23 protein-coding genes and 1 tRNA gene are annotated in these 26,738 nt (G+C 72.6%); 13 read left to right on the top strand and 11 right to left on the bottom strand.

Annotation, left to right across the window (positions count from 1 at the left end; translation table 11 throughout):
- Positions 1-139 precede the first annotated feature (139 nt).
- Positions 140-508, bottom strand: coding sequence for an AbfB domain-containing protein (locus IE239_RS43160; protein WP_308435448.1), 369 nt, complete (start codon positions 506-508; stop codon positions 140-142).
- A 22-nt stretch (positions 509-530) separates the two neighbouring features.
- Between IE239_RS43160 and IE239_RS43155 the strand changes: the two genes are divergently transcribed.
- From IE239_RS43155 to dapD, 4 genes are all read left to right on the top strand, one after another.
- A complete protein-coding gene (locus IE239_RS43155) occupies positions 531-806 on the top strand; it encodes a hypothetical protein (RefSeq protein ID WP_308435447.1) in 276 nt (91 codons plus the stop codon).
- A gap of 370 nt (positions 807-1,176) precedes the next feature.
- Positions 1,177-1,497: a DMT family transporter gene (locus IE239_RS35395; protein WP_190153583.1), complete on the top strand. Its 321-nt coding sequence runs from the start codon at positions 1,177-1,179 to the stop codon at positions 1,495-1,497.
- On the top strand, positions 1,497-2,096 hold the full coding sequence (locus IE239_RS35390) for a TetR/AcrR family transcriptional regulator (protein WP_190153582.1): 600 nt from the start codon (positions 1,497-1,499) through the stop codon (positions 2,094-2,096). Before IE239_RS35395 ends, IE239_RS35390 begins: the two co-directional genes overlap by 1 nt.
- A 420-nt stretch (positions 2,097-2,516) precedes the next feature.
- Positions 2,517-3,506: a 2,3,4,5-tetrahydropyridine-2,6-dicarboxylate N-succinyltransferase gene (gene dapD / locus IE239_RS35385; RefSeq protein WP_190153581.1), complete on the top strand. Its 990-nt coding sequence runs from the start codon at positions 2,517-2,519 to the stop codon at positions 3,504-3,506.
- 20 nt (positions 3,507-3,526) lie between these two features.
- Here dapD and helR read toward each other — a convergent pair whose 3' ends face one another.
- Both helR and dapA read right to left on the bottom strand, forming a co-directional pair.
- Positions 3,527-5,695: an RNA polymerase recycling motor ATPase HelR gene (gene helR, locus IE239_RS35380; protein ID WP_190153580.1), complete on the bottom strand. Its 2,169-nt coding sequence runs from the start codon at positions 5,693-5,695 to the stop codon at positions 3,527-3,529.
- Between the two features lie 326 nt (positions 5,696-6,021).
- Positions 6,022-6,948 (bottom strand): 4-hydroxy-tetrahydrodipicolinate synthase, encoded by a 927-nt coding sequence (gene dapA / locus IE239_RS35375; protein WP_190153579.1) that lies wholly within the window; start codon positions 6,946-6,948, stop codon positions 6,022-6,024.
- 328 nt (positions 6,949-7,276) lie between these two features.
- Here dapA and IE239_RS35370 point away from each other — a divergent pair, with 328 nt between their 5' ends.
- Both IE239_RS35370 and IE239_RS35365 read left to right on the top strand, forming a co-directional pair.
- Positions 7,277-7,696: a phage holin family protein gene (locus IE239_RS35370; protein ID WP_190153578.1), complete on the top strand. Its 420-nt coding sequence runs from the start codon at positions 7,277-7,279 to the stop codon at positions 7,694-7,696.
- Entirely contained in the window at positions 7,693-8,235 is a 543-nt protein-coding gene (locus IE239_RS35365; protein ID WP_190153577.1) for a DUF3618 domain-containing protein, read from the top strand. The genes IE239_RS35370 and IE239_RS35365 overlap by 4 nt, the downstream gene beginning before the upstream one ends.
- Positions 8,236-8,600: 365 nt before the next feature.
- On the opposite strand, the gene IE239_RS35360 is transcribed toward IE239_RS35365, so the two are convergent.
- On the bottom strand, positions 8,601-10,427 hold the full coding sequence (locus IE239_RS35360; RefSeq protein ID WP_190153576.1) for a DUF8508 domain-containing protein: 1,827 nt from the start codon (positions 10,425-10,427) through the stop codon (positions 8,601-8,603).
- A 291-nt stretch (positions 10,428-10,718) separates the two neighbouring features.
- Between IE239_RS35360 and IE239_RS35355 the strand changes: the two genes are divergently transcribed.
- The 5 genes from IE239_RS35355 (at position 10,719) to IE239_RS35335 (ending at position 16,792) form a co-directional block, all read left to right on the top strand.
- The gene (locus IE239_RS35355) at positions 10,719-12,146 is read left to right on the top strand and encodes a hypothetical protein (RefSeq protein WP_190153575.1); all 1,428 of its coding nucleotides are present in this window, start codon (positions 10,719-10,721) and stop codon (positions 12,144-12,146) included.
- A 160-nt stretch (positions 12,147-12,306) separates the two neighbouring features.
- Positions 12,307-13,764 (top strand): alkaline phosphatase PhoX, encoded by a 1,458-nt coding sequence (locus IE239_RS35350; protein ID WP_190153574.1) that lies wholly within the window; start codon positions 12,307-12,309, stop codon positions 13,762-13,764.
- A gap of 58 nt (positions 13,765-13,822) precedes the next feature.
- Positions 13,823-13,892 (top strand) — tRNA-Ile (locus tag IE239_RS35345).
- Positions 13,893-14,284: 392 nt separating this feature from the next.
- Positions 14,285-15,868 (top strand): TROVE domain-containing protein, encoded by a 1,584-nt coding sequence (locus tag IE239_RS35340; RefSeq protein ID WP_190153573.1) that lies wholly within the window; start codon positions 14,285-14,287, stop codon positions 15,866-15,868.
- Between the two features lie 351 nt (positions 15,869-16,219).
- Positions 16,220-16,792 (top strand): TetR/AcrR family transcriptional regulator, encoded by a 573-nt coding sequence (locus IE239_RS35335; RefSeq protein ID WP_190153572.1) that lies wholly within the window; start codon positions 16,220-16,222, stop codon positions 16,790-16,792.
- Between the two features lie 108 nt (positions 16,793-16,900).
- Here the strand turns inward: IE239_RS35335 and IE239_RS35330 are convergent, their stop codons facing one another.
- The 7 genes from IE239_RS35330 to IE239_RS35300 form a co-directional block, all read right to left on the bottom strand.
- A complete protein-coding gene (locus IE239_RS35330) occupies positions 16,901-18,103 on the bottom strand; it encodes a TerD family protein (protein WP_190153590.1) in 1,203 nt (400 codons plus the stop codon).
- 72 nt (positions 18,104-18,175) lie between these two features.
- Complete coding sequence (locus IE239_RS35325) at positions 18,176-19,165, bottom strand: zinc-dependent alcohol dehydrogenase family protein (RefSeq protein ID WP_190153571.1); 990 nt, start codon at positions 19,163-19,165, stop codon at positions 18,176-18,178.
- The gene (locus IE239_RS35320) at positions 19,162-19,986 is read right to left on the bottom strand and encodes a carbohydrate ABC transporter permease (protein WP_190153570.1); all 825 of its coding nucleotides are present in this window, start codon (positions 19,984-19,986) and stop codon (positions 19,162-19,164) included. Before IE239_RS35320 ends, IE239_RS35325 begins: the two co-directional genes overlap by 4 nt.
- Positions 19,983-20,924, bottom strand: a complete 942-nt coding sequence (locus IE239_RS35315; RefSeq protein ID WP_190153569.1) for a carbohydrate ABC transporter permease — start codon at positions 20,922-20,924, stop codon at positions 19,983-19,985. The genes IE239_RS35320 and IE239_RS35315 overlap by 4 nt, the downstream gene beginning before the upstream one ends.
- The gene (locus tag IE239_RS35310) at positions 20,921-22,291 is read right to left on the bottom strand and encodes an ABC transporter substrate-binding protein (RefSeq protein WP_190153568.1); all 1,371 of its coding nucleotides are present in this window, start codon (positions 22,289-22,291) and stop codon (positions 20,921-20,923) included. The genes IE239_RS35315 and IE239_RS35310 overlap by 4 nt, the downstream gene beginning before the upstream one ends.
- Positions 22,292-22,369: 78 nt before the next feature.
- On the bottom strand, positions 22,370-23,140 hold the full coding sequence (locus tag IE239_RS35305; protein WP_190153567.1) for a DeoR/GlpR family DNA-binding transcription regulator: 771 nt from the start codon (positions 23,138-23,140) through the stop codon (positions 22,370-22,372).
- A 263-nt stretch (positions 23,141-23,403) separates the two neighbouring features.
- Positions 23,404-24,213, bottom strand: a complete 810-nt coding sequence (locus IE239_RS35300; protein WP_190153566.1) for an NAD-dependent epimerase/dehydratase family protein — start codon at positions 24,211-24,213, stop codon at positions 23,404-23,406.
- A gap of 228 nt (positions 24,214-24,441) precedes the next feature.
- On the opposite strand from IE239_RS35300, the gene IE239_RS35295 reads away from it, so the two are divergent.
- Together IE239_RS35295 and IE239_RS35290 are read left to right on the top strand one after the other, a co-directional pair.
- Positions 24,442-25,383 carry a 5-dehydro-4-deoxyglucarate dehydratase gene (locus IE239_RS35295; RefSeq protein ID WP_190153565.1) on the top strand — a complete coding sequence of 314 codons (942 nt, stop codon included), beginning with the start codon at positions 24,442-24,444 and terminating at the stop codon, positions 25,381-25,383.
- Positions 25,384-26,550 (top strand): hypothetical protein, encoded by a 1,167-nt coding sequence (locus IE239_RS35290; RefSeq protein ID WP_190153564.1) that lies wholly within the window; start codon positions 25,384-25,386, stop codon positions 26,548-26,550.
- Positions 26,551-26,738: the final 188 nt, after the last annotated feature.

The raw sequence follows: 26,738 nt of genomic DNA, 5'->3' as shown, positions 1-26,738 counted from the left end.
GCAAAACGCTCGGCTGGGAAACCCCAGCCGAGCGCCTCGCTAAGCTCCTGGCCACAGCCAGTTGATCACTGTGTTGCAACGACCCCTGGAATTCGCCGAGCTGCCGGGGGCCCACATCTGTGTGCGGGGGCGAGTGCCGTCAGCCGAGGCCGCCGACGAGGCGGAACATGAAGTCCTGACGGTTGGTCGTGTTGTAGCCGTACGGGTCCAGGCGCAGCCCGAAGTTCTGGTGACGCAGCATGCGGTCGGGGTAGTTCACCGACTGGAACATCACCGCGTCCGAGTACGAGGACCGCGCCACGCAGAAGGTGGCGTCCTGCGAGAACAGGGTCGAGCCGTCGTTGCGCTCCGCGCGAAGGACGAAGTTGCGGTGGCGCAGGTAGTCGCCGCCGGCCGTCCTGAACGAGTAACAGGAGCCGTTGGAAAGCCCCTTGACCACGGCGAAGGTCGAGTCGCTGCGCGACTCCGCGCCCCGCGGCGCGTCGAGCTTCACCTGACCGTCACTCACATGCCAGTAACGATCAGGGTAGTTGACCGCCTGGACCGACCGCCGGACGACAGATGACCCGGGGTCGGTGGGCTTCGTCGTCGGCTTCGGTGAGGGGCCGGTCGACGCGCCCGGCGACGAACTGCCCTGCGGCATGGGCGAGGACGAGGTCGCGGACGACGGTGACGGCGACGGCGACACGGACGGGGAGGAACTGCTCCTCTGGCCCGTGGGCTTCGACGACGTGCTCGCGGAGGGCGTGGCGAAGGAGATCAGACCGCCGCCCTCCGTCTCGTCGTCCGCCAGGGTCCGTCCCTGACGTGTGTCCTGCTTCTCCTCAACTGGCCTGTCGTTCAAGGCGATGGTGGTCACGCAGGCCACGATGGTGGCCACGGCGAGACCGCCGGCCAACCACAGGCGTCGTGTTCCGGGGGCCCGGGAGCTGTCCGGGGCCCAGCCGTTCTCCCAGGGTTGTTCCTGGGGAGGCCGGGACTTGTTAATTGGCATGCGCTGGTCCTCCAGCGGCGCCCCTGACGGCTGCCGCGGCTGCGATGGCCCGGTGTGTGAACGGTGAAACAGTAGTGGAACCTGTGGCTCGCGTTCATCCGTTTGGGCGAGCGCTTTCCATAACGCTTTTGAATCCCGGTTGGTGTGTACGTCCGTACGCATCGATGTGTACGCTCGTACGCATGGGATATCTGACACTCGCCGGCGCCATCGCCGCCGAGGTGGCCGCCACCACGGCGATGAAGTACAGCGACGGCTTCAGCAGGCTCTGGCCCTCACTGCTGACGGCCCTCGGCTACGTCGTCTCCTTCCTCCTCCTGGCCCGGACCCTCAGGACCGTCGGCATCGGCACGGCCTACGCCATCTGGGCCGGGGCCGGCACCGCGGCCATCGCCCTCATCGGACTTGCCCTGTTCGGGGAGTCCCTGACCCCCACCAAGGTCGCCGGCATCCTGCTGATCGTCGCAGGAGTGGTCGTGCTGAACCTCGGGGGAGCGCACTGATGCCCCGCCGGCACGATCCCGAACGGCGCCAGCGGATCATCGACGCGGCGATCCGCGTCGTCGGCGACAAGGGCCTGGCCGGGCTGAGTCATCGCACGGCCGCAGCCGAGGCGGACGTGCCGCTCGGCTCCACCACCTACCACTTCGCCACGCTCGACGAGCTGATGACCGCCGCCCTGCGCCAGGCCAACGAGGGCTTCGCCAAGGTGATCGCCGCCCGCGGCGGGCTGACCGACGCGGAAGCCGACCTGCCCGCCGAACTGGCCGGACTGCTCGGCGAATGGCTCGCCGGCGACCGCACCGGGGTCGAGCTGGAGTACGAGCTCTACCTCGCGGCCCTGCGCCGCCCGGCCCTGCGTCCCGTCGCCGCCGAGTGGGCCGAGGGCGTCGCCCGCCTCCTCGCCCGCCGCACGGACCCGGTCACCGCACGCGCCCTGGTGGCCCTGATGGACGGCATCTGCCTACAGGTCCTGCTGACGGGCGCGCCCTACGACGAGGAGTACGCACGGGAGGCGCTGTCCCGGCTGATGCCCGGGACCCGGCCTGCCGCGGACGCCCCACCCGCCCCGCCACGGCGCAGAGGCCCCGGACGGCGCTGAACGCCGGAAACTGCGAGGTCGCCGGCCGCCGGTGACTGATCGCGGGGCGCCGATCGCGGGGCGCCGACGGGCTTGGGCCCCGGCATCGGCCTCGGCGGGGCCGATGCCGGGCGAGGCCGGACAGCGAGGCCGGGCACCATGCGCGGACGCGGCCCCTGGCCCCGTGGCCTTCCGGGGCCTCTCATGGCCTCCCGAGGTCGTCCACAGGCTCGCGCTCACGCCGGGCGGCTTCCCGGAACTCCCCTTGCCCGCAGGGGCGTTGAGCGGGCTCGTGCGACCCGGAGTGCGCAGGAGCCCCGGCGGGCCGGGGGAGAGGGACAGGGACGCGACGCACGAGGCCGCCGGGGCCCGCGGGACCGCCACCTGAGACACCGCCGACCGGGTTGGCCTCTGCGGGCCCGCGCCGGTTAGGTTGCCCTCATGACCGACACGACTGCTCCCCGCACCACCGGCGCCGTGGCCGGCGGCCTCGCCACGATCGCCGCCGACGGCACCGTTCTCGACACCTGGTTCCCCGCGCCCGCGCTGCTCGCGGAGCCCGGCCCCGCCGGCACCGAGCGCCTGTCCGCCGAGCGGGCCGTGGAACTGCTCGGCGAGGGCGCGGCCAAGGCGATCGGCCCGGACGCCCGCCGAGGCGTCGAGGTGGTCGCGGTCCGCACGGTCATCGCCTCCCTGGACGACAAGCCCCTCGACGCGCACGACGTCTACCTGCGTCTGCACCTGCTCTCCCACCGTCTGGTCAAGCCGCACGGGCAGAGCCTGGACGGCATGTTCGGCCACCTCGCCAACGTCGCCTGGACCTCGCTCGGCCCGGTCGCCGTCGACGACGTCGAGAAGGTCCGGCTGAACGCCCGCGCCGAGGGCCTGCACCTCCAGGTCACCTCCATCGACAAGTTCCCCCGTATGACGGACTACGTCGCCCCCAAGGGCGTCCGCATCGCCGACGCCGACCGGGTCCGCCTCGGCGCGCACCTGGCCGAGGGCACGACGGTCATGCACGAGGGCTTCGTCAACTTCAACGCCGGCACGCTCGGCACCTCGATGGTCGAGGGCCGCATCTCCGCGGGCGTCGTCGTCGGCGACGGATCGGACATCGGCGGCGGCGCCTCCACCATGGGCACGCTGTCCGGCGGCGGCAGCGTGATCATCTCCATCGGCGAGCGCTGCCTCGTCGGCGCCGAGGCGGGCGTCGGCATCGCCCTCGGCGACGAGTGCGTCGTCGAGGCGGGTCTGTACGTCACCGCGGGCACCCGGGTCACCATGCCCGACGGCCAGATCGTCAAGGCCCGCGAACTCTCCGGCGCCTCGAACATCCTCTTCCGCCGCAACTCGGTCAGCGGCGCGGTCGAGGCCCGCCCGAACAACGCCGTGTGGGGCGGCCTGAACGAGATCCTGCACAGCCACAACTGACGCGAGCGGGCGGCCGCCGGTCAGGGGGTCGTCAGGACGACCAGGCGCTGGGTGGCCCGGGTCATCGCGACGTAGTGGTCGACCGCTCCCTGGACGCCCTCGCCGAACTTCTGCGGGTCGACGAGGACGACGAGGTCGAACTCGAGGCCCTTCGACAGTTCGGGGGTCAGCGAGCGGACGCGGGGCGTGGCGCGGAACGTGGGATCGCCGATCACGCAGGCGATCCCCTCCGCGTGCTCGGCGAGCCAGGCGTCGAGGACCGCGTGCAGCCGCGTGACGGATCCGTGCACGACGGGGGCGCCGCCGCTGCGGACCGAGACCGGCACGTTGGCGTCCGGGAGCACCGCCCGGACGACCGGCTCGGCCTCGGTCATGATCTCCTGCGGCGTGCGGTAGTTGATGCTCAGCGAGGCCAGGCTGATCCGGTCGAACCCGATCCGGCCCAGCCGCTCCCGCCACGACTCGGTGAAGCCGTGCCGGGCCTGGGCGCGGTCGCCGACGATGGTGAAGCTGCGGGAGGGGCAGCGCAGCAGCAGCATCTGCCACTCCGCGTCGGTCAGTTCCTGCGCCTCGTCGACGACGACGTGCGCGAACGGGCCGGCCAGCAGATCCGGGTCGACGACCGGCAGCTCGGCGTCGTCGACCAGGCTGACCTTGGCGTCCTCGCCGCGCAGCATCGTCACCAGGCCCTCCCCGTCGTCCCCGTCGGCGCCGGAGTCGGCCACGGCCCGGATCAGGTTGTCCACCACGTGGTCCATGCGCTCGCGCTGGGCGGCGAGGACGGCCTTGTGCCGGCGGGTGCGCCTGGCCGCCTCCGGATCGCCGAGGCGCTGTCGCGCCGCGTCCAGGAGAGGCAGGTCGGACACCGTCCAGGCCTGGGCCTGCGAGCGCTGCAGCAGCGTCACCTCGTCCGGCTTCAGCCAGGGGGCGCACATCCGCAGGTAGGCGGGCACCGTCCACAGGTCACCGACGAGGTCGGCCGCTTCGAGCAGCGGCCACGCCCGGTTGAACGCCGTCGCCAGCTCCCTGTTCTGCAGCAGCGACTTGCGCAGCAGCGCGGGCGGGGCGTCGCCGTCGTGCTTTTCCGTCAGGATCGTGAGCAGTTCCTCCCAGACCTGTTCCCGTGCCTCGTTGTGCGGGGCGCCCGGTTCCGCCGCCTCGAACGCGACGGCCCAGTCGTCGGCGCTCAGCGGGATGTCCGACCAGTGGGTGGTGACCGTCATCCCCTCGGAGGGCGGCTCCTCGTAGAACGCGACGGCCTTCTCGATCGCCCGCACCAGAGCCGCGGACGACTTCAGCCGGGCCGCCTCCGGGTCGGCCTCGGCCCCCGCCTCGGCGCCCTCGGCGACGAGGTCCCGCAGGGTGCACGTCTGCACGCCCTCCTCGCCGAGGCTGGGCAGCACGTCGGCGACGTACGCCAGGTAGGGCCGGTGCGGGCCGACGAACAGCACGCCTCCCCGGCGGTGACCGAGGCGGGGGTCGGAGTACAGGAGGTAGGCGGAACGGTGCAACGCGACGACGGTCTTGCCCGTGCCCGGGCCTCCGTCGACCACCAGGGCGCCGCGTGAGCCCGCCCGGATGACGGCGTCCTGGTCGGCCTGGATGGTGCCGAGCACGTCCCGCATCCGGGACGAGCGGTTGCCGCCCAGGCTGGCGATGAACGCGGACTGGTCGTCGAGCGCCGCATGCCCGGCGAACCCGTCCGCCGCGAACACCTCGTCCCAGTAGTCGCTGATCCGGCCGCGGGTCCAGCGGTAGCGGCGGCGGCTGGCCAGACCCATCGGGTTGGCGTGGGTGGCGCCGAAGAACGGCTCGGCCGCGGGGGAACGCCAGTCGAGCAGCAGCCGTTGCCCCGTGCTGTCGGTGAGCCCGAGCCGCCCGACGTACACGGGCTCGCCGTCGTCGGCTCCGACCATGTGGCCGAGGCACACGTCCAGCCCGAAGCGGCGCAGCGCGCGCAGACGAGCGGTCAGCCGGTGGATCTCCGTGTCGCGGTCCATCGCCCCCCGGCCGAGACCGCCGGGCGCCCTGCGCTCGGCGTCGAGGCGGTCGGACACCTCGGCGATCGATTGCTCCAGACACTCCGCGACGGCCGCGAAGTGCCGTTCGTCGCCGGCGATCAGCTTCGGGTCTGCCTTGTGGGACAGCCGCTCGGGAAGGTCGAAGGCCCCGGTGTTCAGGGGGGTCACGTCATCAGCTCCGATATGAGATCGCTTGCGACCGCGGTCGGTCCGTGCCGCCCGGGTAGGCCCATTCTCGTGGTTCTCGTGTTCTCGACCGCACACGTGGGTGCCGGGCGACCGGTGCCGGGCGGGGGCGGGCGGTCGGCCCGTCCGCCGGACACCGGCCCAGGCCGGAGATTCTGCGTCACGACGGGGGCCTTGCCGCAAGCCCCCCGTTGCGCTATACGTTGAAAGTGGCAAGGAGCGCATCACCTCCTTGCCTTTGTCGTGTCCCCCGGATCTCCCCCCTGGATCCCCCCCGGATCTCTCCTCAGGGAGACCGCGCCGCCCGGTCAGGCCACCAGGCGTTCGTAGACCGCGCGCAGCCCGTCGACCGTCTCCCGGTCCGCGGGCCGCAACGGAGCGCGGACCGGGCCGGACGGCAGGCCCAGATCGCCCAGAAGCGCCTTGGCGGTGACGGCTCCGGGCAGGCCCGACGCCATCATCGCCTCCACCAGCTCTGTGACCTGTCGCTGCCGCCGGGCGGCTCCGGCGGTGTCCCGGGCGTCGAAGTCGTCCAGCACGGCCCGGAGCCGGTCCGGGACCACGTTCGCGACCGTGCTGACATATCCCGCTGCGCCGACCGCGTACAGCGCGAGGTTGTGCTCGTCGCAGCCCGCGTAATACGCCAGCCCGGTGCGCGCGAGCACCTTCTGGACGCCGAGGAAGTCGTAGGAGCAGTCCTTCACCGCGACGATCCGGGGGTGCTCGGCGAGCCGGAGCATCGTGTCCGGCTCGATCCGGGTGCCGGTGCGGCCGGGGATGTCGTACAGCATCACGGGCAGTGCGGACGCGTCCGCGACCTCCCGGAAGTGGGCCTCCACGGCGTCCTGGGGCGGTCTGCTGTAGTACGGGGTGACCACGAGCACCCCGTCCGCCCCCGCCCTTTCGGCGGCCCGCGCGAGGGCGACGGTGTGGCGGGTGTCTGACGTGCCCACCCCCGTGACGATCGACGCCCGGTCGCCGACCGCCGCCCGCACCGCCGCCACCAGCTCCGCCTTCTCGGCGTCCGACGTGGTCGGCGACTCGCCCGTGGTGCCCGAGAGCACCAGCCCGTCGCAGCCCGCGGACACCAGCCGGTCGGCCAGTCGCTGTGCGCCGTCGTGATCGAGCGCGCCGGAGCCGGTGAAGGGGGTGACCATCGCGCAGAGGGCCCGGCCGAAGACCGCGGTGCGGGCCGGGGCGGGCGTCGGAGCGCCGGGTGAGGAGGCTGTCGTCATGGGAGCAGTCTCGGCCGATCGACAGTGAAGCTCTACTTAATTCTCCTACGGTATATGCGTAAGAACTGCTGCGACATTGTGTGCCGGTCGGGGTATGTCCCCCGCCCGGCCCCGGTACGGCCCGGCATGCTCCCCGGCCCGCCCCCGGCTTTCCCGGCGCTTTTCGGCCGTCCCCGGGTGTTCTCCGGGGCTCTCCGGGGTTCTCCGGAGTCCTTCCCGGGCCTCGGTCGCCGTTCGGCCGCCCCCGCGCGGCCTGTCCGCCGCATGGGTAGTGCGCACCGGCCGGGGTACCCGGATGTCTCCGGAAACCGAGAGGAGGCGGAGCACCGTGACCGGCACCACGGACTTCCGGCCCGTCCAGGACGGGCATCACACGGTCGGCGAACTCGTCGGCCAGGCCACCGAGCAGCTCTCCACACTCGTACGACAGGAACTGGCCCTGGCCAAGCAGGAGTTCGCCGAGAAGGGCCGGCGCGCCGGCCGCGGCGGCGGTCTGCTCGGCGCCGCGGGAGCGTTCGGCTACGCCGGTCTGCTCGCCCTCGCCGGCGCGGCCGTGGCCGCTCTCTCGCTGGTGCTGCCCGTCTGGGCGGCGGCGCTCGTGGTGACGGCGGTGCTGTTCGTGATCGCCGCCGTGCTGGGCGCGGCCGGCCGTGCACAGCTGCGCCGGGCGGCGCCGCCGACCCCCGAGCAGACTCTCGGCAGCGTCAAGGCCGATGTCGAGGAGATCAAGGAAAGGGCGCACCGATGACGGACGAGGCGGCGGCGGACCTGCGTCGTCAGATCGAGCAGACCAGGCATCGACTGGGTGAGACCGTCGAGGAGTTGGCGGCCAAGGCCGACGTGCGCGGACGCGCTCGGGCCCGGGCCGCCGACCTGCGGGACCGTGCGGGCGCGATGACCGTGCAGTTGCGCAGCTCGGCCGCCGAGGCGGGGCGTCACATGCAGGAACGTGCGAACCGCGCCGGTCACGCGGTCCAGGAGCGGGCGAGCCACGCCGGCCACGCCACGCAGGAGAAGGCGAGCCGAGCGGGGCACACCGTGCAGGAGACGGCGCTCCGGGCCGGGCACACCGCCCAGGAACGGGCGGTCCACGCCCGTCACGACCTCCGGGGAAAGGCGGCGGACGCGGGTCGCACCGCCGAGAGCTCCGCCCCCGCGGTGTTCCGTGCGGCCGTGGGGTTCGCGCGGCGGCATCCGTGGCCGTCGGCGATCGCGGGCGCGGCCGCGGTGGCCCTCGTGGTGGCCGGGACGCGGGGCGGGAGCAGGGCGAAGCGCTGGAAGTGCTGACGCGTCCTCGGCCGCTGCCGGCCCTGTGCACGCGCCGCGCGGCGCGTCCACAGGGCCGGCGCCGGTCGTCCGGGACCCGGCACGCACGGTAGGCACGCAGGCAGGCCCGGCCCCCGCGACCAGCGGGGGCCGGGCCTGCCTGCGCCGTCGGCCGCCCGCGCCGCCTTCGCCGGGTCAGAGGCACCCCGCGCGCCGGACGGCCTCACCGTCGCGGGCGGGCGTCCCGGGGCGGCGAGGGCGCGCGCGACCGCCGGACCGCCGGCCTCAGGACGACGGTCCGGGGACCCGGTGAGTCCGAGTCCGTCGTCGGCTTCCGCGCCCCCGGCACGTCATCGGACCGCGCACCGGCCCTGATCCAGGAGGAGTCACGGCTCGAAGCGCAGCACCTGCGGGTCGTGGTCGCTGATCTGGTCGTGGAACTCCGAGTTGATGTGCACGCTGTCGTACGCGAGGTCGCAGCTCCGCCGGATCGACGGGCTCACCAGGATCTGGTCCAGGACCTGCTGGTTGCCCTGGTAGTCGTAGGTGTAACGCTCGCTCTTCGGCAGCGACTTGATCGCCGACCACAGCTCGCCGTCGCCTTCGAGGATCTTCGCGGTGCCGGAGAACTCGAAGTCGTTCATGTCGCCGAGCGCGACGACGTCGGCGTTCTTCTGGACGTCCAGGATGCTCTTGACGAACGCGTTGACCAGCGTGGCCTGCGCGTGTCGCTGGATCTCCGAACTCCGCACCACCGGCTGGTACTGCGAGGTCAGACCCTGGTCGCCCCCCTTGGAGTTGAGGTGGTTGGCGATCACGAAGACCGTCCTGCCACGGAAGACGAACTCGCCCGCGAGCGGCTTGCGGCTCGCCTTCCAGGCGTCGTCGCCCGGTGCGACGCGGCCGGGGGAGGCCGTCAGCCGGGCCTTGCCGTGCACCTTGGCGACGCCCACCGCGGTGGTGGAGTCGCCGCCCGCGCGGTCCGTGAAGGACACCCGCTCGGGGTTGAAGAGGAACACCTGGCGGATGTTGCCGCCCGGCTGGCCGCCGTCCTGGTCGTCGACCGGGTCGATGGAGCGCCAGTCGTACGTCGGGCCGCCGGCCGCGACGATCGCGTCGATCAGCTTGCTCATCGTCGCGCCGGCGGTGACCGTGCCGTCGTCCTTGGCGCCGTTGTCGTCCTGGATCTCCTCCAGCGAGACGATGTCGGGCGACTTCAGGTTGTTCACGATCGCGGAGGCGTGCGCCTCGAAGGTGGTGTCCGAGGGGTCGAGGTTCTCGACGTTGTACGTCGCGACCGCGAGCTCGCCCTTCTTCTGCTTGCGCGTCGTTTCCCGCTCCAGGCCGCCGCTCTTCAGCGTGCCGAGCCGGCCGGCGACGAGCGTGTAGCCGCCGAACTGGTTGTAGTCCAGGGGGCCCTCGGTGACGCCGTCAAGGGTGTCGCCGACGTTCGCGACGGGGAAGTCGGCCGTCGCGCCGAGGGACTGGATCTGCAGCCGGCCGGTGTTCTGCGACGCGTAGGAGCCGTAGAGCGCGCCACCGCGGCGGGTGGAGTTCTCACGCGGTTTCACCGTGACCCACAGCTCGCTGTAGGGGTCGGTGGCGGTGACCACACGGGTGTCGGCGACCCGGACGCTCATGCCCTCGAGGGACTCGTAGTAGTCCAGGGCGTAGCTGTCGGGCCGCAGGGCGAGCGCGTTGATCGAGTTGCCCGCGGCGGCGTCGCCCGCCGGGGCGTACGCGGCCGGGACCGAGCCGGCGTCCACGACGGTCGCGGTCGGGACCGCGTTGCCGCCGGACAGGACGGTCACCGTGGGCTTGGTGATCTCCGTGACCGACTGGTTGCCGCTGGACGTGCCACCGGGCACGAACTCCGAGACCGTGCCGGTGACCGTGACGGAGTCGCCGACGGCGGCCTTCGGGGCGGAGCCGGTGAAGACGAAGACGCCCTCACTGGTGGCGGGGTCGGCGTCCGGATTCGGATCCTGGATCCAGAACCCCTTGGACGAGCCGTAGGCGCGCACACCGGTGACGATTCCGGCCACGCCCGTGACCGCCTTGCCGGCGTACGGGGAGATCCGGGTCGTGCCCTGGATGTCGTGGACGGCCACCGTGTCCGCCTGCGCGGGTGCGCCCAGGGCGACGGTGGAGGCCGCGGAACAGGCGGCGGCGACGGTGAGCGCGGCGAGACGCGCGGACTTCTTGCTCGGCAACGGAATCCCTCCGGGGACGTACGTGAGCGCCGGGACGAGGGTGAAGCACGGGACGCGGGACGCGACCGGCGGAGCGGTGCGCGACGCGCGTAGAAACCCGGTGAACAGCTGTCCAGTGGATTTCTACGCGCGTCAATCTCCTGCTTTCTCAAGCCACTTGTCAAGGTTTCGGCCATGTACGCAGGCCGTCGGGGAGATGAACCGGGCGGCATGGGCCCATATCCGTCTAGGCTGAGTGGCCCAGTGGCCCCAGCGGGCCGGCGGCACCATGCGCCCTAGGAGAACCAGCCGATGTCAGACAGCTCCCCCCTGCCGCCGGTGCGGCTGCACACCGAAGCGGAGCTGGCGCGCGACGCCCTGTCCACGCCCTTGCTCTCCCGGGCCGCCCTGCTCGCCCGCTGGGCCGGCCGCGACACCCGCGTGGACGCCGGGGGCGGACTCGTCGAGGAGCAGCTGGCGGGGGCCGCCGAGGCGCTCGGGCTGACCGGGGAGGACGCCGCCGCCCAGGCGAGCGAGGCCTGGCGGACCGCCGTGGACGCCGGGCTCGTGGAGGTCGTGGACGAGGAGGCCGGCACGGTCACGGCCGGCGAGGACCTGGCCCTGCTGACCGGCGGCGCCCCGCACGACGTGCTCGCCGTCTGGCTCACCGCCCTGGAGGCCGTGCTCGCCGAGGCGGCCGTCCCCGACCTCGACGAACTGATGGAGGCGATGGACGAAGGCGGCCAGGTCGACTTCTCCCGGCTCGACTGGAACCCCGAGGCCGAGGCCGAGTTCCTCGACGGCGTGCTCGGCAACCTCTACGTCCTCACCGCCGGCGACGACGGCCCCGGCGAGGGCCCCGTCCCGCTCCCCGCGCTCGCCGCCTCCATGATCATCCCCGGCGACATGGGCACCCCCTCCAACGACGTCCTGGAGCAGGTCTCCGACGCGATGATGCGTCTCGACGACCAGTTCCGTCTGCTGGAGCCCATCGGCCTCGTCGCCTACCGGCCCGTCGACGAGGCCCTGCTGACGGACGCCGACGAGGAGCCCACCGCCCCCCTCGACGACACCGACGTCGCCCGCTACGGCGTCGTCCGCCTCACGCCGCTCGGCCTGTACGGGCTGCGGGCCCGCCTCCAGGAGGCCGGCTTCGACGCCCCGGCGGTCGGCGACCTCGCCGACAAGGGCGCCGACGCCCTCCTCGACGGCAGCGCGGGCTACGGCCCGGGCGCCGCCCTGGCCGAGACCGAGCACTGGCTCGCCCGCCGCGAACCTCTCTCCGCCGCACGGGAGTTGCTGGCCGCCGCCCGCGGCTCGGACGCCGGCGCCCCGCTCCGCCGGCTGCGCTGCCAGCAGGCCCTGTCCCTCGTCGGCGGCCAGGCCGAACCCGCCGTGCGCGAGGTGCTCGACGACCCCGAACTCGGCGGCCTCGCCCGCGTCTGGCTGAGCGAACTCGGCGCGACCGACGTGCCCGCCCCCTCCGAGGACCTCGTCTTCTGGCTCACCGTCGACACGCTGGCCGCCCAGCTCGCCGCCGAGGGCAACTCCGAGGAACTCCAGGCCCTCGTCGAAGGCCTGGCCCAGCAGCACGGAGGCTTCTTCGCGGCCGCCTGGCGCGTCGACCACCCGGCCACCGCGGACGTCCTGGAGGCGATGGGACGGCTGCACCCCGACAAGCGCATCGCCAAGGAAGCCCGCAAGGCCGCCTTCAAGGCCCGCTCGCAGCACGGCGGATAGCCCCGCTCGGGGGTCTGCCGCCGTGAGCCGCGCGGATTCACGAGAGCAGGTCCCCCGAAGCCGCCCCCCGTTCAACTCCCGTTCAGGCATGGGCGGGACGGTGTCGCCGATACCGGAGTCCACCACTCTCCACGGCACATCCACCGTCTCAGGAGACACCATGTCGCTCACCCGCAGGGACTTCACCAGGCGATCCGCGGTCACCGGCGCCGGGGTCGCGCTGGCAGGCAGCGTGGGCGCCCTCGCCAGCGCGCCGAACGCCCTCGCCGTCACGGACGCCGGGGAGACCGCGGACGCGTCGGGCGAGCCGGCGGCCGCCGGGCGCCACGAGGTCGGCTACGGCCCGCTCCTGCCCGACCCGGACGGCATCCTCGCGCTGCCCGCCGGGTTCAGGTACCGCGTCGTCACCTACAGCGGCCGGACCCGGCTGGAGTCCGGCGAGACCACGCCGTCCAACCACGACGGCACCGCCGCGTTCTGCGGCCCGCGCGGCACCACCCTGCTCGTCAACAACCACGAGCTCAAGGGCCCGCGCGCCAACTGGCAGTACCCGGTGCCCCTCACCGAGGGCCATGTCTACGACCCGGCCGCCGCCGGCGGCTGCACGGTCGTCGAGGTGCGTCCCGGCGGCCATGTCGCCGAGTGGGTCGGCATCGCCGGCACCTCCACCAACTGCGCGGGCGGCACCACCCCGTGGGGCACCTGGCTCTCCGGCGAGGAGACCGAGGACAAGGCCGGCCAGAACGGCATGACCAGGGATCACGGCTACGTCTTCGAGGTCGATCCCGCGGACCGCCGGGCCAACCGCGACCCCAAGCCCGTCAAGGCGTTCGGCCGGTACGCCCACGAGACCGTCGTCATCGATCCGAAACACGGCCACGCGTACCTCACCGAGGACGCCTCGGGCCCCAACGGCCTGCTCTACCGGTGGACCCCGCCGGCCGGCTTCCGCCACGGCCGGGGCAGGCTGCGCACCCTCGCCGACGACGCGGGCGTCCTTCAGGCCTTCAAGTGCTTCGACTCCGGCGGCACGTTCGTCGACGACCTCTCCCGCGCCACGAAGACCGGCACCGTGTACGGCGTCGACTGGGTCGACGTCCCCGACCGCGACGCGAGGTCGGTGTCCGTGCGCAAGCAGTTCGCCGCCGGCCAGGTCACCCGCGCCCGCAAGCTGGAGGGGATGTGGTGGGGCGACGGCGGCGCGTACATCGTCTCCTCGTACGCCCGCGGCGAGAGCCCCGTGCAGCACGACGGCGCCGTCTGGTTCTACGACCCCAAGCGCCGCACGCTGACCCTGAAGGTGCTGCTCGGGGTGAACCCCGACCCGGCGGCCGACGGCGCCTTCGACGGCCCGGACAACATCACCGTCTCCCCCTACGGCGGCCTCGTCATCGCCGAGGACGGCGAAGGCGTCCAGCATCTCTTCGGCGCGACCGAGCGCGGCCGCACCTACCCCATCGCCCGCAACGAGCTCAACATCGGCACGGCGCAGGCCCCGGAGTACAGCGAGTTCACGGGCGTCACCTTCTCGCCCGACGGCCACACCCTGTACGCCAACATCCAGACGCCGGGAATCATGCTGGCGATCACCGGACCGTGGAAGCGGCAGAATCGGTGAGCATGACCGGGGATTAATTGATTGGCTCTGTCCGCGGCCGTCCTCCTAAAGTGATGCACGTCCAGGTGCGAAGGCAGGACCTACTTCCACTGATAATGGGGCGGCCGCGGGTTCGAATCCCGCCACCGGCACGACACGCCGGTGTAGCTCAGGGGTCAGAGCACCTTGTCGGTTCCGCCGGCCTCGATCTCTGGACACCACAACTTCACAGCACCTTCCGGTGCGCAGGCTGCGGCTCCTTCTTTGGATCAGAAATCCGTGCCGCCGCCGAATTGATCTCGGGAGGCGCAGCATGAGGTGGGTGCCCGGTGCGCAGGCAACGGTTACTTCATTGGATCGGACGGTCGCGGGTTCGAGTCCCGCCATCGACCTCGGGTCGGTGTAGCTCAGTCGGGTAGAGCATCTGGCTAAGTCCGTCGCCGACCCCTGATCTCGGGCACCTTCCCTTTGTTGCGCCTCCCCGAAAAACCGAGCCGCCGAACGGCGGACTCGATACCACATGAATTCGGGGGAATTCACCATGGCGCGCTTCAATATCCGTGCCCGTAAGGCGCCGCCCACCTCGCCCGTGACGACCACGGGCCGGGCGCTCCGCACCCACGAGGGCGGCCGGGGACACGAGCGGGACGCCCGCTCCGAGCTTTTCCTGCTGGCGATGGCGAACTTCGTCTCCCAGCGGACCTTCTACGAGTCCGGCGCCGCCCGCGACGACCGCTTCGCCGCGCTGGTGCGCGAGCTCGCCGTCAGCGACCCGGCCTGGACGGCCGGTCTGCTGGGCTGGCTGCGCGGCGAGGGCAACCTCCGCACGGCCGCGGTCGTCGGCGCCGCCGAGTACGTCCACGCGCGCCTGGCGGTGGGCGCCACCGACGGTCCCTCCAACCGGCAGGTCGTGAACAGCGTCCTGCAGCGGCCCGACGAGCCCGGCGAGCTGCTCGGGTACTGGACCACGGCCTACGGCCGCGCCCTTCCCAAGCCCGTCAAGCGCGGTGTCGCCGACGCCGTGCGCCGGCTCTACAGCGCCAGGTCGCTGCTGAAGTACGACACCGTCGCCAAGGGCTACCGCTTCGGCGACGTCCTCAACCTGGTGCACGCGTCGCCCGATCCGGCCAAGCCGTGGCAGGGCGACCTGTTCCGGTACGCCCTCGACCGTCGGCACCACCCGGAGACGGCCGAGCCGCCCCGGTCGCTGCCCGCCCTCGTGGCGCACCGCGATCTGATGGCGCTGCCGCCCGCCGAGCGACGCGGGGTCGTGACCGGAGCGGGCGGCGCGCGGCGCCTGGCCGAGGCGGGCATGACCTGGGAGGCGCTGGCGGGCTGGCTGCAGGGGCCGATGGACAAGGCCGCCTGGGAGGCGGTCGTCCCGTCCATGGGATCCATGGCGCTGGTCCGCAACCTGCGCAACTTCGACGAGGCCGGCGTCGGCGACGAGGTCGCCGCGCAGGTGGCGGCGAAGATCAGCGACCCGGCGGAGGTCGCGCGCTCGCGGCAGTTCCCGTTCCGGTACCTCGCCGCGTACCGGCACGCGCCCTCGCTGCGCTGGGCGTACCCGCTGGAGCAGGCGCTCGGCCACTCGCTGGCCAACGTGCCCGCCCTGCCGGGGCGGACGCTGGTGCTCGTCGACCGTTCGGGCTCGATGTTCTACGCGCGGTTGTCGGACCGGTCCGACCTCAACCGGGCCGACGCGGCGGCGATCTTCGGCACGGCGCTCGCGTTGCGGGCGGCGGACGCGGATCTCGTCGAGTTCGGTACCCGCAGCAACATGATCAAGTTCCGTAAGGGGGAGTCTGTGCTGAAGATTCTGGAGCGTTTCGGTGACCTCGGCGGTACCGACACCACCGAGGCCGTGCGCCGGCACTACCGCGCGCACGACCGGGTGCTGATCGTCACCGACGAGCAGTTCGCCCCGAGCCGCCACGGCGGCCCGACCGACCGGGTGCCGGCGCATGTGCCGGTCTACACCTGGAACCTGGCCGGACACCGTGCGGGGCAAGGTCCGTCCGGCACGGCCAACCGGCACACCTTCGGCGGTCTGTCGGACGCGGCCTTCCGGATGGTGCCGCTGCTGGAGTCCGCCGACGACACGAAGTGGCCGTGGACGGACTGAGAGCGGGACCTCGGTCGGCCCAGCCGTGACACCGGGTGGCGGCCGGTAAGCCGGTCGTCCCCGCGCCGGTCCGTCCGGCACCGTCCGGTTCGTTCCGCGCCGCTTCCGCGCGGGCGGCGCCCCGACGTCCCACGTGTCTGCTCACGCCGCGGGCCAGGGGCGCCCGTCGTCGGCGGGACGGCGGGAGGCGGGTGTGCCGGGTGCTGACTGGTGTCCCGGTGGGATGTGGTGGAGCATGCGGGCAGCACGACCGGGCACGGTCGTGCTGCCCGCGGCGCGAGCGCGGCGAGCGGGGACGGTCTGCCGGTGGTCGCCACCGGTGCGCAGAAGCGGTTCGCGAGGAGTGACTGGATGACGCAGGTCAGACCCATGCGCGCGGACGCTCGCCGCAACCACGAGCGCCTGCTGGAGGTGGCGGCGAAAGCGTTCGCCGAGCATGGGGAGGGCGCCTCCCTGGACGACATCGCCAAGCGGGCGGGCGTCGGCTCCGGCACGCTGTACCGGCACTTCCCGACCCGGCAGGCGCTGCTGGAGGCGGCCTACCTCGACCGGATCGAGGCGCTCGCGGTGCGGGCCGACGAACTCGGCGCGGAGCTGCCGCCCGGCGAGGCGCTGACCGCGTGGCTCGACGAACTGTGCGTGGGCACGATCCAGGTCCGCGGCATGAAGACGTTGCTGGGCTCCGCCGTCACGGACGGCGGAGCGGCCGCGGTCACCGTCTGCGGCACGCGCATGACGGCGGCGGCGACCCGGCTGGTGGAGGCGGCGCAGCGCGAGGGGACCCTGCGGCCGGACGTCGACGCGATCGACGTGCTGCGGCTCGCCCACGGCGTGGCGACGGCGTCGGAGCTGGCCAACGGGGACGGCGGGGTCATCCGCCGCTATGTGTCGCTGCTGACGGAGGGGCTGCGGCCCGTGCGGTGACGCCGACGGGCGCCCCCGTGACGGCGGGCGCCCCGGCGTCGAGCGAGCAGCGGGCAGCCGGTGGCCTGTGGCCGGTGGCGGGGAGAGGCTCGGGCGGGCGGCCGGCGGTTACAGGGCCTCGGCGCCGGGCTTCACCATGTTGCGCACCGTGCGCGCCTTCACGAACCCGCCGATCGCCGTCATCTCCCATTCGCCGGAGTACTGGCGGATCATCTTGGCCATCAGCACGCCCGTCTGCGGTTCGGCGCCGGTCAGGTCGAAGCGGACCAGCTCCTCGCCGGTCGCGGCGTCCAGCAGCCGGCAGTAGGCCTTGGCGACCTCGGTGAACTTCTGTCCGGAGAAGGAGTTCACGGTGAAGACCAGACCGGTCACGTCCTGCGGGAGCCGGCCGAGATCGACGACGATCACCTCGTCGTCCCCGCCGCCCTCGCCGGTGAGGTTGTCGCCCGAGTGCTTGATCGCGCCGTTCACGATGGAGAGCTTGCCGAAGTAGCAGCTGTCGATGTGGTTGCGCTGGGGACCGTAGGCGATGACCGAGGCGTCCAGGTCGATGTCCTTGCCGCGGAACGCGGGCTCCCAGCCGAGCCCCATCTTGACCTGCGAGAGCAGCGGGCGGCCGCCCTTCGTCAGGGAGACGGTCTGGTTCTTCTGCAGGCTGACCCGGCCCTTGTCCAGGTTGATCTTCCCGGCCCCCGGTGCGGCGGCCGGGGGAGCGGCCGGCGGCACGGGAGCGGTCAGCCGCGGGTCGGCGGGCGCCGCCGGGGCCTGGATCGTCGGCTGCGGCGGGGCGACGGGCTGCGGTGGGGCGACGGGCGCCGGCTCCTCCACCGTCACACCGAAGTCGGTGGCGATGCCGGCCAGGCCGTCGGCGTAGCCCTGGCCGACCGCGCGGGCCTTCCAGGCGCCGTTGCGCAGATAGATCTCCACGACGACCAGGGCCGTCTCGGCGCCGAGACCCGGGGGCGTGAAGGTGGCCAGGACGCTGCCGTCGTCCGCGCCCCGGATCGTCGCCGTCGGTTCGACGCCCTGGAACGTCTGTCCCGCGCCGTCCGGGCTCGCGGTGACGACGATCTTCTCGATGCCCGGGGGGACGGCCGTGGTGTCGACCGTGATCGCGTCGGGGGACGTGCCGCCGCCCGAGCGGTAGGTCACGCCCGGACCGCTCGGCTGGTTGTAGAAGATGAAGTCGTCGTCGGAGCGCACCTTGCCGTCGGCGGTGAGCAGCAGGCCCGATACGTCGAGCCGCACCGGGGCGGCGACGTCCACCGTCACGCGCGCGACGGGGAGAGGGATGTTCGAGCCGGGGGTCATAGCTGTCATGCCGGGTGAACGAACGAGACGACTTTGCCGTTCCCTTACCCGGCCGCACCTCCCCCGTCTGCCCTACGGCACCACCACGATCTTGCGGCCGATCCCCGCCGCGAACTGCTCCAGCGCCTGCGGATAGCGCTCCAGCGGGATCCGGTCGCTGATGAACACGTCCGGGTCCAGCACCCCGTTCGCGAAGAGCTCCGCGGCCCGTTCGAAGCTGTGCAGGACGGCCATCGAGCCGGTGATGGTGATCTCCTGGTGGTAGATCCGGTACGGGTCGATGGCGACCCGGGTCGCGTAGTCCGCCACGCCGAACTGCAGAAACGTCCCGGCTTTCGCCACCCGACCCAGGCCGTCCTGGATCGCCGCCGCGTTGCCGGTGGCGTCCACCACCAGGTCCCAGCCCTGCGGACGCTCCAGCTCGTCGGCGTTCGCCGCCGATCCGCTGACGCCCAGCCGCCGCGCCGTCTCCAGCCGGGCCGGGTTCACGTCCACGACGTCCACGCTCGCGGCCCCGGTGCGCTTGGCCAGCTCCAGCATCATCAGCCCCATGGTCCCGGAGCCGTAGACCAGCACGTGCGCGCCCAGCCGCGCGCGGAGGACGTCGTAGCCGCGCACCGCGCACGACAGCGGCTCGATGAGCGCCGCGTCCTGGGTGCGCACGTGCTCGGGCAGCCGCACGCAGTTGGCCACGGGCGCGACGGCGTAGCGGGCCGCGCCTCCGGCCGTCGTCACGCCGATCGCGGCCCAGCGTTCGCAGAGGTTGTCGTGGCCGGTACGGCAGTAGCGGCACTCGTGGCAGTACAGGGACGGGTCCACCGCCACCCGGTCGCCCGTCGACACCTCGGTGACCTGGGAGCCGGTCCCCACGACGGTGCCCGCGAACTCGTGCCCGGGCACGATGGGCAGCTTGGGCGCGAACTCGCCCTGCAGGATGTGCAGATCGGTGCCGCACAGGCCGCACGCGGCGACCTCGACGACCACCTCGCGGGGACCGGGCGTCGGGTCGGGGACCTCGGTGACGACGGCGCGGCCCACGGACTCGATGACGGCGGCCTTCATTTCACGGCTCCCAGGGACAGGCCCTGGACCAGTTTGTCCTGGGCGGCGAACCCCGCGGCGAGCACCGGCAGGGAGACGACGAGCGAGGCGGCGCACACCTTCGCCAGGAACAGACCCTGGCTGGTGATGAAGCCGGTGAGGAAGACGGGGGCGGTCTCGGCGACCACGCCGGTGAGGACCCGTGCGAACAGCAGCTCGTTCCAGCTGAAGATGAAGCAGATCAGGGCCGTGGCCGCGATCCCCGGCAGCGCGATCGGGGCGACCACGCGCGCGAGGATCGTCGGCAGCCGCGCCCCGTCCACCCGCGCGGCCTCGATCACCGCGATCGGCACCTCGGCGAGGAACGACTGCATCATCCACACGGCGATCGGCAGGTTCATGGAGGTGTAGAGGATGACGAGCAGCCAGATGTTGTCCAGCATCCCCGCGTTCTTGGCGAACAGGTAGATCGGCAGCAGCCCCGCCACGACGGGCAGCATCTTGGTCGACAGGAAGAAGAACAGGACGTCGGTCCACTTCTTCACCGGGCGGATCGACAGCGCGTAGGCCGCCGGGAGGGCGAGCAGCAGCACCAGGACGGTCGAACCGGCGGACGCCACCGTCGAGTTGATCAGCGCGGGCCAGGGGCTGGCCCCGCCGCCGGCGCCGAAGAACTCGCGGTAGCCGTCGAGGGTGAGGGACGCGGCGAAGGACGGCGGGTTGGTCGCCGCGTCCTGTTCGGAGTGGAAGGAGGTCAGGGCCATCCAGGCGACGGGCAGGAAGAACACGATCCCGGCTGCCCAGGCCGACAGCCCGAGGCCGCCTCGGCGTACGGCGTTCATGCGCGGGACACCTCCTCGCGGAACAGGGACGACACGACCCGCAGGGCGAAGGTCGCGATGACGATCGAGCCGATGACCACCAGGACGCCCGCGGCCGAGGCGAGGCCGTTCTCATGGGCCTGGTAGAAGCTCTGGTAGACGGTGTAGGGCAGGTTGGCGGTGCCGAGGCCGCCGGAGGTGAGCGTGAAGACGGCGTCGAAGTTCTGGACGATGTAGATCGAGCCGAGCAGCGCGCCCAGCTCCAGGTACCGGCGCAGGTGCGGGAGCGTGAGGTGGCGGAAGATCTGCCAGTCGCTCGCGCCGTCCACCCGGGCCGCCTCGATCTGCTGCTGGTCGCGGCTCTGCAGTCCGGCCAGCAGGATCAGCATCATGAACGGCGTCCACTGCCAGACCAGGGAGGCTTCCACGGCGAGCAGCGGGGTGCCCGAGATCCAGTCCGGCTGGGGCCCGCCCACATAGTGCAACAGGCCGTTGAACAGGCCGTATTCGGGGTTGTAGAGGACGTGCTTCCAGAGCAGGGCGGCCGCCACCGGCACCACCAGGAAGGGGGCGATCAGCAGGGTGCGGACCACGCCCCGGCCCCGGAACCGGCGGTCGAGGAGCAGCGCCAGACCCAGCCCGAGCACCAGGCAGGCCAGCACCACGGTCGCCGTCAGCAGGGCGGTCGTCCCCACCGAGCGGCGCAGGTCGGCGTCGGTGAGGACCTGGTGGTAGTTGTCGAGGCCGGTGAAGCGGCGGGCCTTGGGATAGAGGGCGTTCCAGTCGAAGAAGGAGATCACCAGCGTCGCCACGAAGGGGAGCTGGGTGACCGCGATCATGAAGACCAGGGCGGGCAGCAGCGGGGCCCGGGTGGCCCACGCGCGCAGCCGGGGGGAGTGCCCGCGCGGGGCGGGCGGCGCGGAGGGTGCGGCCACGGGGGCCGTCGTGGTCGCGGTCATCTTCCCTCGTACTCCTCGGAGATGCGCTCGGCCATCTTCTGGGACTTCCTCAGGGCCGACGTGACGGACTGACGGCCGGCGATGGCCGCGCTGATCTCCTGCGAGACCCTGGTGCCGAGGTCGGTGAACTCGGGGATGCCGACGAACTGGATGCCGGGCGCGGGTCTCGGCTGCAGGCCCGGGGCATTGGGCCTCGCCGCCTCGATGGCCTGTCTGGTCATGTCCTGGAAGGCGGCCGCCTCCGCGCGGTAGGCCGCGTTCTCGTAGGTCGAGGCCCGTTTGCCGGCCGGTACGTTCGACCAGCCGCTCTTCTCGCCGACCAACTGCTCGTACTGCTTGCCCGACGCCCAGGAGACGAACTTCCAGGCCTTGTCGGGGTTGCGGGAGGCCTTCTGGATGCCCCAGGCCCAGGTGTAGAGCCAGCCGGAGGACCGTGTTCTCTCGACGGGGGCGGGCGCGTAGCCCATCTTGCCCTTGACCGGGGACTTCGCGGCCTCCAGCGAGCCGGCCGCGGAGGTGGCGTCGTACCACATGGCGACCTTGCCCTGCGTCATGTTGTTCAGGCACTCGGCGAAGCCGGACTGGGCGGCTCCCGACTCGCCGTGGGCGCGGACGAGGCCGACGTAGAACTCGGTCGCCTTCTCGAACTCGGGGGAGTCGAGCCGTGCCTTCCAGTCCTTGTCGAACCAGGCGCCGCCGAAGGTGTTCACGACGGTCGTCAACGGCGCCATCACCTCGCCCCAGCCGGGCAGTCCGCGCAGGCAGATGCCCTTCATGCCGGGCTCGGCGCCGTCGGCCTTCGCCGCGAGGTCGGCCACCTGGCGCCAGGTCGGGTGCGCGGGCATCGTCAGGCCCTTCGCGGCGAACACGTCCTTGCGGTACATCAGGAAGGACGACTCCCCGTAGAAGGGCTGGCCGTAGAGTGCGCCGTCGTCCCCGGTGAGGGACTCGCGCATCGGCTCCAGTACGTCCTGCTCGTCGTACGCCGCGTCCTTCGCCACGTACGGGTCCATCGACCGCAGCCAGCCGTTGCGGGCGTAGATCGGTATCTCGTAGTTCGACAGGGTCGCCACGTCGTACTGGCCGGCCTGGTTGGCGAAGTCCTGGCTGATCTTGTCGCGGACGTCGTTCTCGGGCAGGACGGTGAAGCTGACCTTGATGCCGGTCTCCCGGGTGAAGTGGTCGGCGGTGAGCTTCTGCAACTCGGTCATCTGCGGGTTGTTGACCATGAGGACGTTGAGGGAGTCGCCGCCGGAACCCGCCCCGCCGGCTCCGGCCCAGCAGCCGGAGAGCAGCGGTGCGAGCAGCGTCCCTGCGGCGACCGCGGCGAGCGTGGCCCGCGGTCTCCGTCGGCTCTGGGTGCGCATGGATCGCTCCTGGGCATAGAGGGATGTATCGGGCGGCCCTGGGGAAAGGGCGCCCTGAGGGGGTGGGTGGCCCGGTTCTCAGACGCGGATGACCTGCGGGCCCAGCAGGGCGTACCGGTGCGCCTCGGCCGTCGGGAGCAGCGTGCTCGTGACGATCGTCTCCAGGGCGCCCACCTCGGCGAACCGGCAGAAGCCGACCGCCCCGAACTTGGTGTGCACGCCCACGAAGACGGTGCGCCGGGCCGCCCGCACGGCCTGGGCCTTGACCTCGCCGACGGCCGGGTCCGGGGTGGTCAGCCCGTGTTCGCGGGAGATGCCGTTGGCCCCGATGTAGGCGAGGTCGACGACGAAGCCGGCCAGCATCTTCGTCGTCCAGTGGTCGACGGTGGCCAGCGTGCCCGAGCGGACCCGGCCGCCCAGCAGCAGCACCGACATGTTCTCGCTCTCGGCGAGCGCGCCCGCGACCGGCAGGGAGGCGGTGACCACGGTCAGCGGCCGGTCCCGGGGCAGCGCCTCGGCGATGAGCTGCGGGGTGAAGCCCTCGTCGACGAAGACCGTCTCGGCGTCCCCGAGCTGCGCGGCCGCCGCGGCGGCGATCCGGCGCTTCTCGGGCACATGGCTGGTGGCGCGGAAGGCCAGCGTCGTCTCGAAGCCGGCGCTCTCCACGGGATAGGCGCCGCCGTGCGTGCGGCGCACCAGGCCGTGGTCCTCCAGGGCGCGCAGATCGCGTCGCACGGTCTCCCTGGCCACGCCCAGTTCGGCGGCGAGCGCGGCCACGTCGACCGAGCCGGTGGCGCGCGCGGCGCGCACGATCTCGCGCTGGCGCTCCTCCGCCGTTCTGGGGGTCATGCCGTCACCTCGCTCTCCCGCCGTCCTGCCCGTTCGGGCCCGGTGCGGGCCCTGGGGGAAGTTCTACAGCGGGTGCGCGGCGCTGACCAGGCCTGTTGCGGGCCCGATGCGGCCCGGTTGTGCCCGTGTCCGATGCGGACCGCCCGGCTCGGACCTGCGGGGCAGCCGCGCCCCGGGTGGGAGCGGGCAGGGCGCGTGCCCGGATACGGCGGCGGGCGGGCCCGTTCGGTGCCCGCCCGCCGTCCGTGAGATCCGACTGCCCGTCAGTACGGCCAGATCGGCGGGTCGCTGACGAAGTGGCCGCCGAGGTAGGCGTGGGCGACGTTCCGCGGGTCCAGCTCGCCCTGCTCGGCGATCAGCTTCCCGGCGTAGGGCTCGGAGTCGTCCTGCGGCTCGTAGCCGAGGGCGCGCGCGGTCGACAGGTCCCACCACAGCCGGGTGTTGGCCGAGGAGCCGTAGACGACGGTGTGGCCGACGTTCTCGGCGGTCAGGGCCGCGTGCAGGAGGCGGGCGCCGTCGGCCGGGCTCATCCACACCGACAGCATGCGCACACTGGTCGGCTCGGCGAAGCAGGAGCCGATGCGCACCGAGACGCTCTCCAGGCCGTGCTTGTCCCAGTAGAACTGGGCGAGGTCCTCGCCGAAGGACTTGGACAGGCCGTAGAACGTGTCGGGGCGGCGCGGGGTGTCGACCGGGATCAGCGGGTCCTCGCCCTGGGGGCGGGGGGTGAAGCCGACGGCGTGGTTGGAGGAGGCGAAGACGACGCGCTGCACGCCCTCTTCGCGCGCGGCCTCGTACAGGTTGTACGTTCCCGTGATGTTCGCGGTGAGGATCTTCTCGAAGGGGGCTTCCAGGGAGATGCCCGCCAGGTGGATGATCGCGTCGACGCCGCGCACGGCCTCCCGGACCGCCGCCTTGTCGGCCAGGTCCGCGACGATCGCCCCCGGTTCGCCCTCGATCGGGCGCAGGTCGAGCAGGCGCAGCTCGTAGCCGTAGGCCGGCAGCAGGTCCCGCATCAGGGTGCCGAGGCCCCCGGCGGCGCCGGTGAGCAGGACGGTGCGCGGAGCGGGCATCCTCGGGTCTCCCTGGAATCACTCGAGCGGACAGGCGCATCCATGGCCGCAGTTCACATGCGTGGACACGCTAAGGAGCGGCGGCGGTGCCCGTCAAGTGTGCGGCACGGGGGGTGAAAGTGCTGGTGTCTCCGGGGTTGGTCGGCTTGACCGGGCTCGATCGGGCACCTTAGCGTGAACCTGTTCAGGAATATGGACGCCGCTCAAGAATATGGACCGGGAGAGCCCGTGACGTCAGCCCCGCTCGCCGCCCGCCTCCGCGTCCCCAGCGGACCGCTGTTCTTCCCCGTCACCGCCTACGCCCCCGACGGCTCCCTCGACCTCGACGTCTTCCGCGCCCACGTCCGCCGCGGCGTCGAGGCGGGCGCCGCCGCCGTCTTCGCGGCCTGCGGCACCGGGGAGTTCCACGCGCTCGCGCCGGAGGAGTTCGAGGCCTGCGTCCGCGCGGCCGTGGAGGAGGCCGCGGGGCGGGTGCCGGTCGTCGCGGGCGCCGGTTACGGCGCCGCGCTCGCCGTCCGCTACGCGCGGCTCGCCGAGTCGGCCGGTGCTGACGGCCTGCTCGCCATGCCGCCCTACCTCGTCGTCGCCGCCCAGGAAGGCCTGCTGCGGCACTACCGGTCGGTGGCGGCCGCCACCTCCCTGCCCGTCGTCGTCTACCAGCGCGACAACGCCGTCTTCACCCCGCGGACCGTCGTCGAACTCGCCCGGACCGAGGGGATCGTCGGCCTCAAGGACGGCCTCGGCGACCTCGACCTGATGCAGCGGATCATCAGCGCCGTGCGCACCGAGGCCCCCGGCGACTTCCTCTACTTCAACGGCCTGCCGACCGCCGAACAGACCCAGCTCGCCTACCGCGCCCTCGGCGTCACCCTCTACTCCTCGGCCGTGTTCTGCTTCGCCCCCGAGATCGCCCTCGCCTTCCACCGGGCGCTCGCCACCGGCGACGACGGCACCGTCCACCGCCTTCTCGACGGCTTCTACCGGCCGTTCGTCGAACTGCGCGCCCAGGGCCGCGGTTACGCCGTCTCGCTCGTCAAGGCCGCGGTGCGGCTGCGTGGCCTCGACGTCGGCGAGGTCCGCGCGCCGCTGCACGAACCGAGTGAGGATCATGTCCAACAGCTCGCCCTGGTCATCGAGCGCGGCTACGCGCTGCTGGAGGAGGACGGTTAAGTGAAGGCGTCGACATTCGTCTATCCCTGGGACGTGGTGGGCGACCCGGGGGCACCGGCCCGGATCGCCGACCTCGGCGTGGAACAGGTGACCCTCGCCGCCGCCTACCACTCCACCCGCGCCCTGACCCCCCGCCACCCGCGCCACCGCATCGTCACCGCCGAGCACGCGGCCGTGCTCTACCCGCCGGACGGCCGCTGGGAGGGACGCGCCCTGCGCCCCTGGCCGGCCGGCGACTGGGCCCCCGGCGACGCCTACGGCGAGGCCGCCGAGGCGCTCGCCGGCACCGGGCTGGAAGTGCACACCTGGGTGGTCCTCGCGCACAACTCCCGCCTGGGCGCGGAGCGTCCGGACACCTCGGTGGTCAACGCCTACGGCGACCGGTACCCCTGGGCGCCCTGCATCGCGCAGCCCGCCACCCGCGCGTACCTGGTCGACCTCGCCGCCGAGGCCGCCGTGCGACCCGGCGCGGCCGGCGCCGAGCTGGAGTCCCTCGGCTGGTACGGCCTCCAGCATCTGCACGCCCACGACAAGACCGGCGGCGTGAGCCTCGGGGACGCCGGCCACTACCTGATGGCGCTCTGCTTCTGCCCCGACTGCCGGGCCGGATACGGCGAACACGGACTGGACGCCGACGCGCTCGCCGCCGCTGTACGCGAGGCGCTGGAACCGCTGTGGCGAGGGGCGGCGGACGACCAGGGCTGGACGGGGGTCGAGAAGCTCCTCGGGGAGGAGACGGCCGCGGCGACCCGCGCATGGCGCGACGAACGGGCGCGCACCCTCCAGGAGGCGGCCGTGGCCGCCGTCCGGGCGGCCGCGCCCGCCGGCTTCCAGGTCCTGCTGCACGCCGACCCCGTGACGTACCACGTCGGCGCCAACGCCGGCGTCGACCCCGCGCACATCCTGTCCGTCGCGGACGGAGTCGTCGTGCCGTGCGCCGACGGCCCCGGCCTGCTGACGCCCTTCGCCGCACAGGGCGGGCGCGCGGACGCGGTCCTCGCCGCCAACCTCGGCGTCGTCTCCGGCATGGGCGGCAGGCCGCGCACACTGAGCGCCGACATGGCCCGCGCGCGGGAACTCGGCGGCACGGAAGTGCGCCTGTACCACGCCGGGCTGGCGTCGGACGCCGACCTGAAGGCGGTGCGCGAGGCGCTCGCCGCACGCTGAGCACGCGGACCGGGGGCGCACGCGCGGCAGCGCAGGGCCGGTGACGGGGAGCGGTCGCACGGGACCCTCCCCACGGCCGGTTCTCCGTCATGCCCGGTCATCGTGGGTCCAATGAGGTCCGCACCGCATCGGGCGGGTGCCCTGCCCGGGCGGCGCGATGAGTTTCCGGCGCGCGGACGGTCTCTCTC

It is taken from the genome of Streptomyces humidus (assembly GCF_014649655.1).
Lineage (GTDB): Bacteria > Actinomycetota > Actinomycetes > Streptomycetales > Streptomycetaceae > Streptomyces > Streptomyces humidus.
The sequence above is the reverse complement of the archived record's forward strand: the minus strand, read 5'-3'. Positions and strand labels throughout refer to the sequence as shown.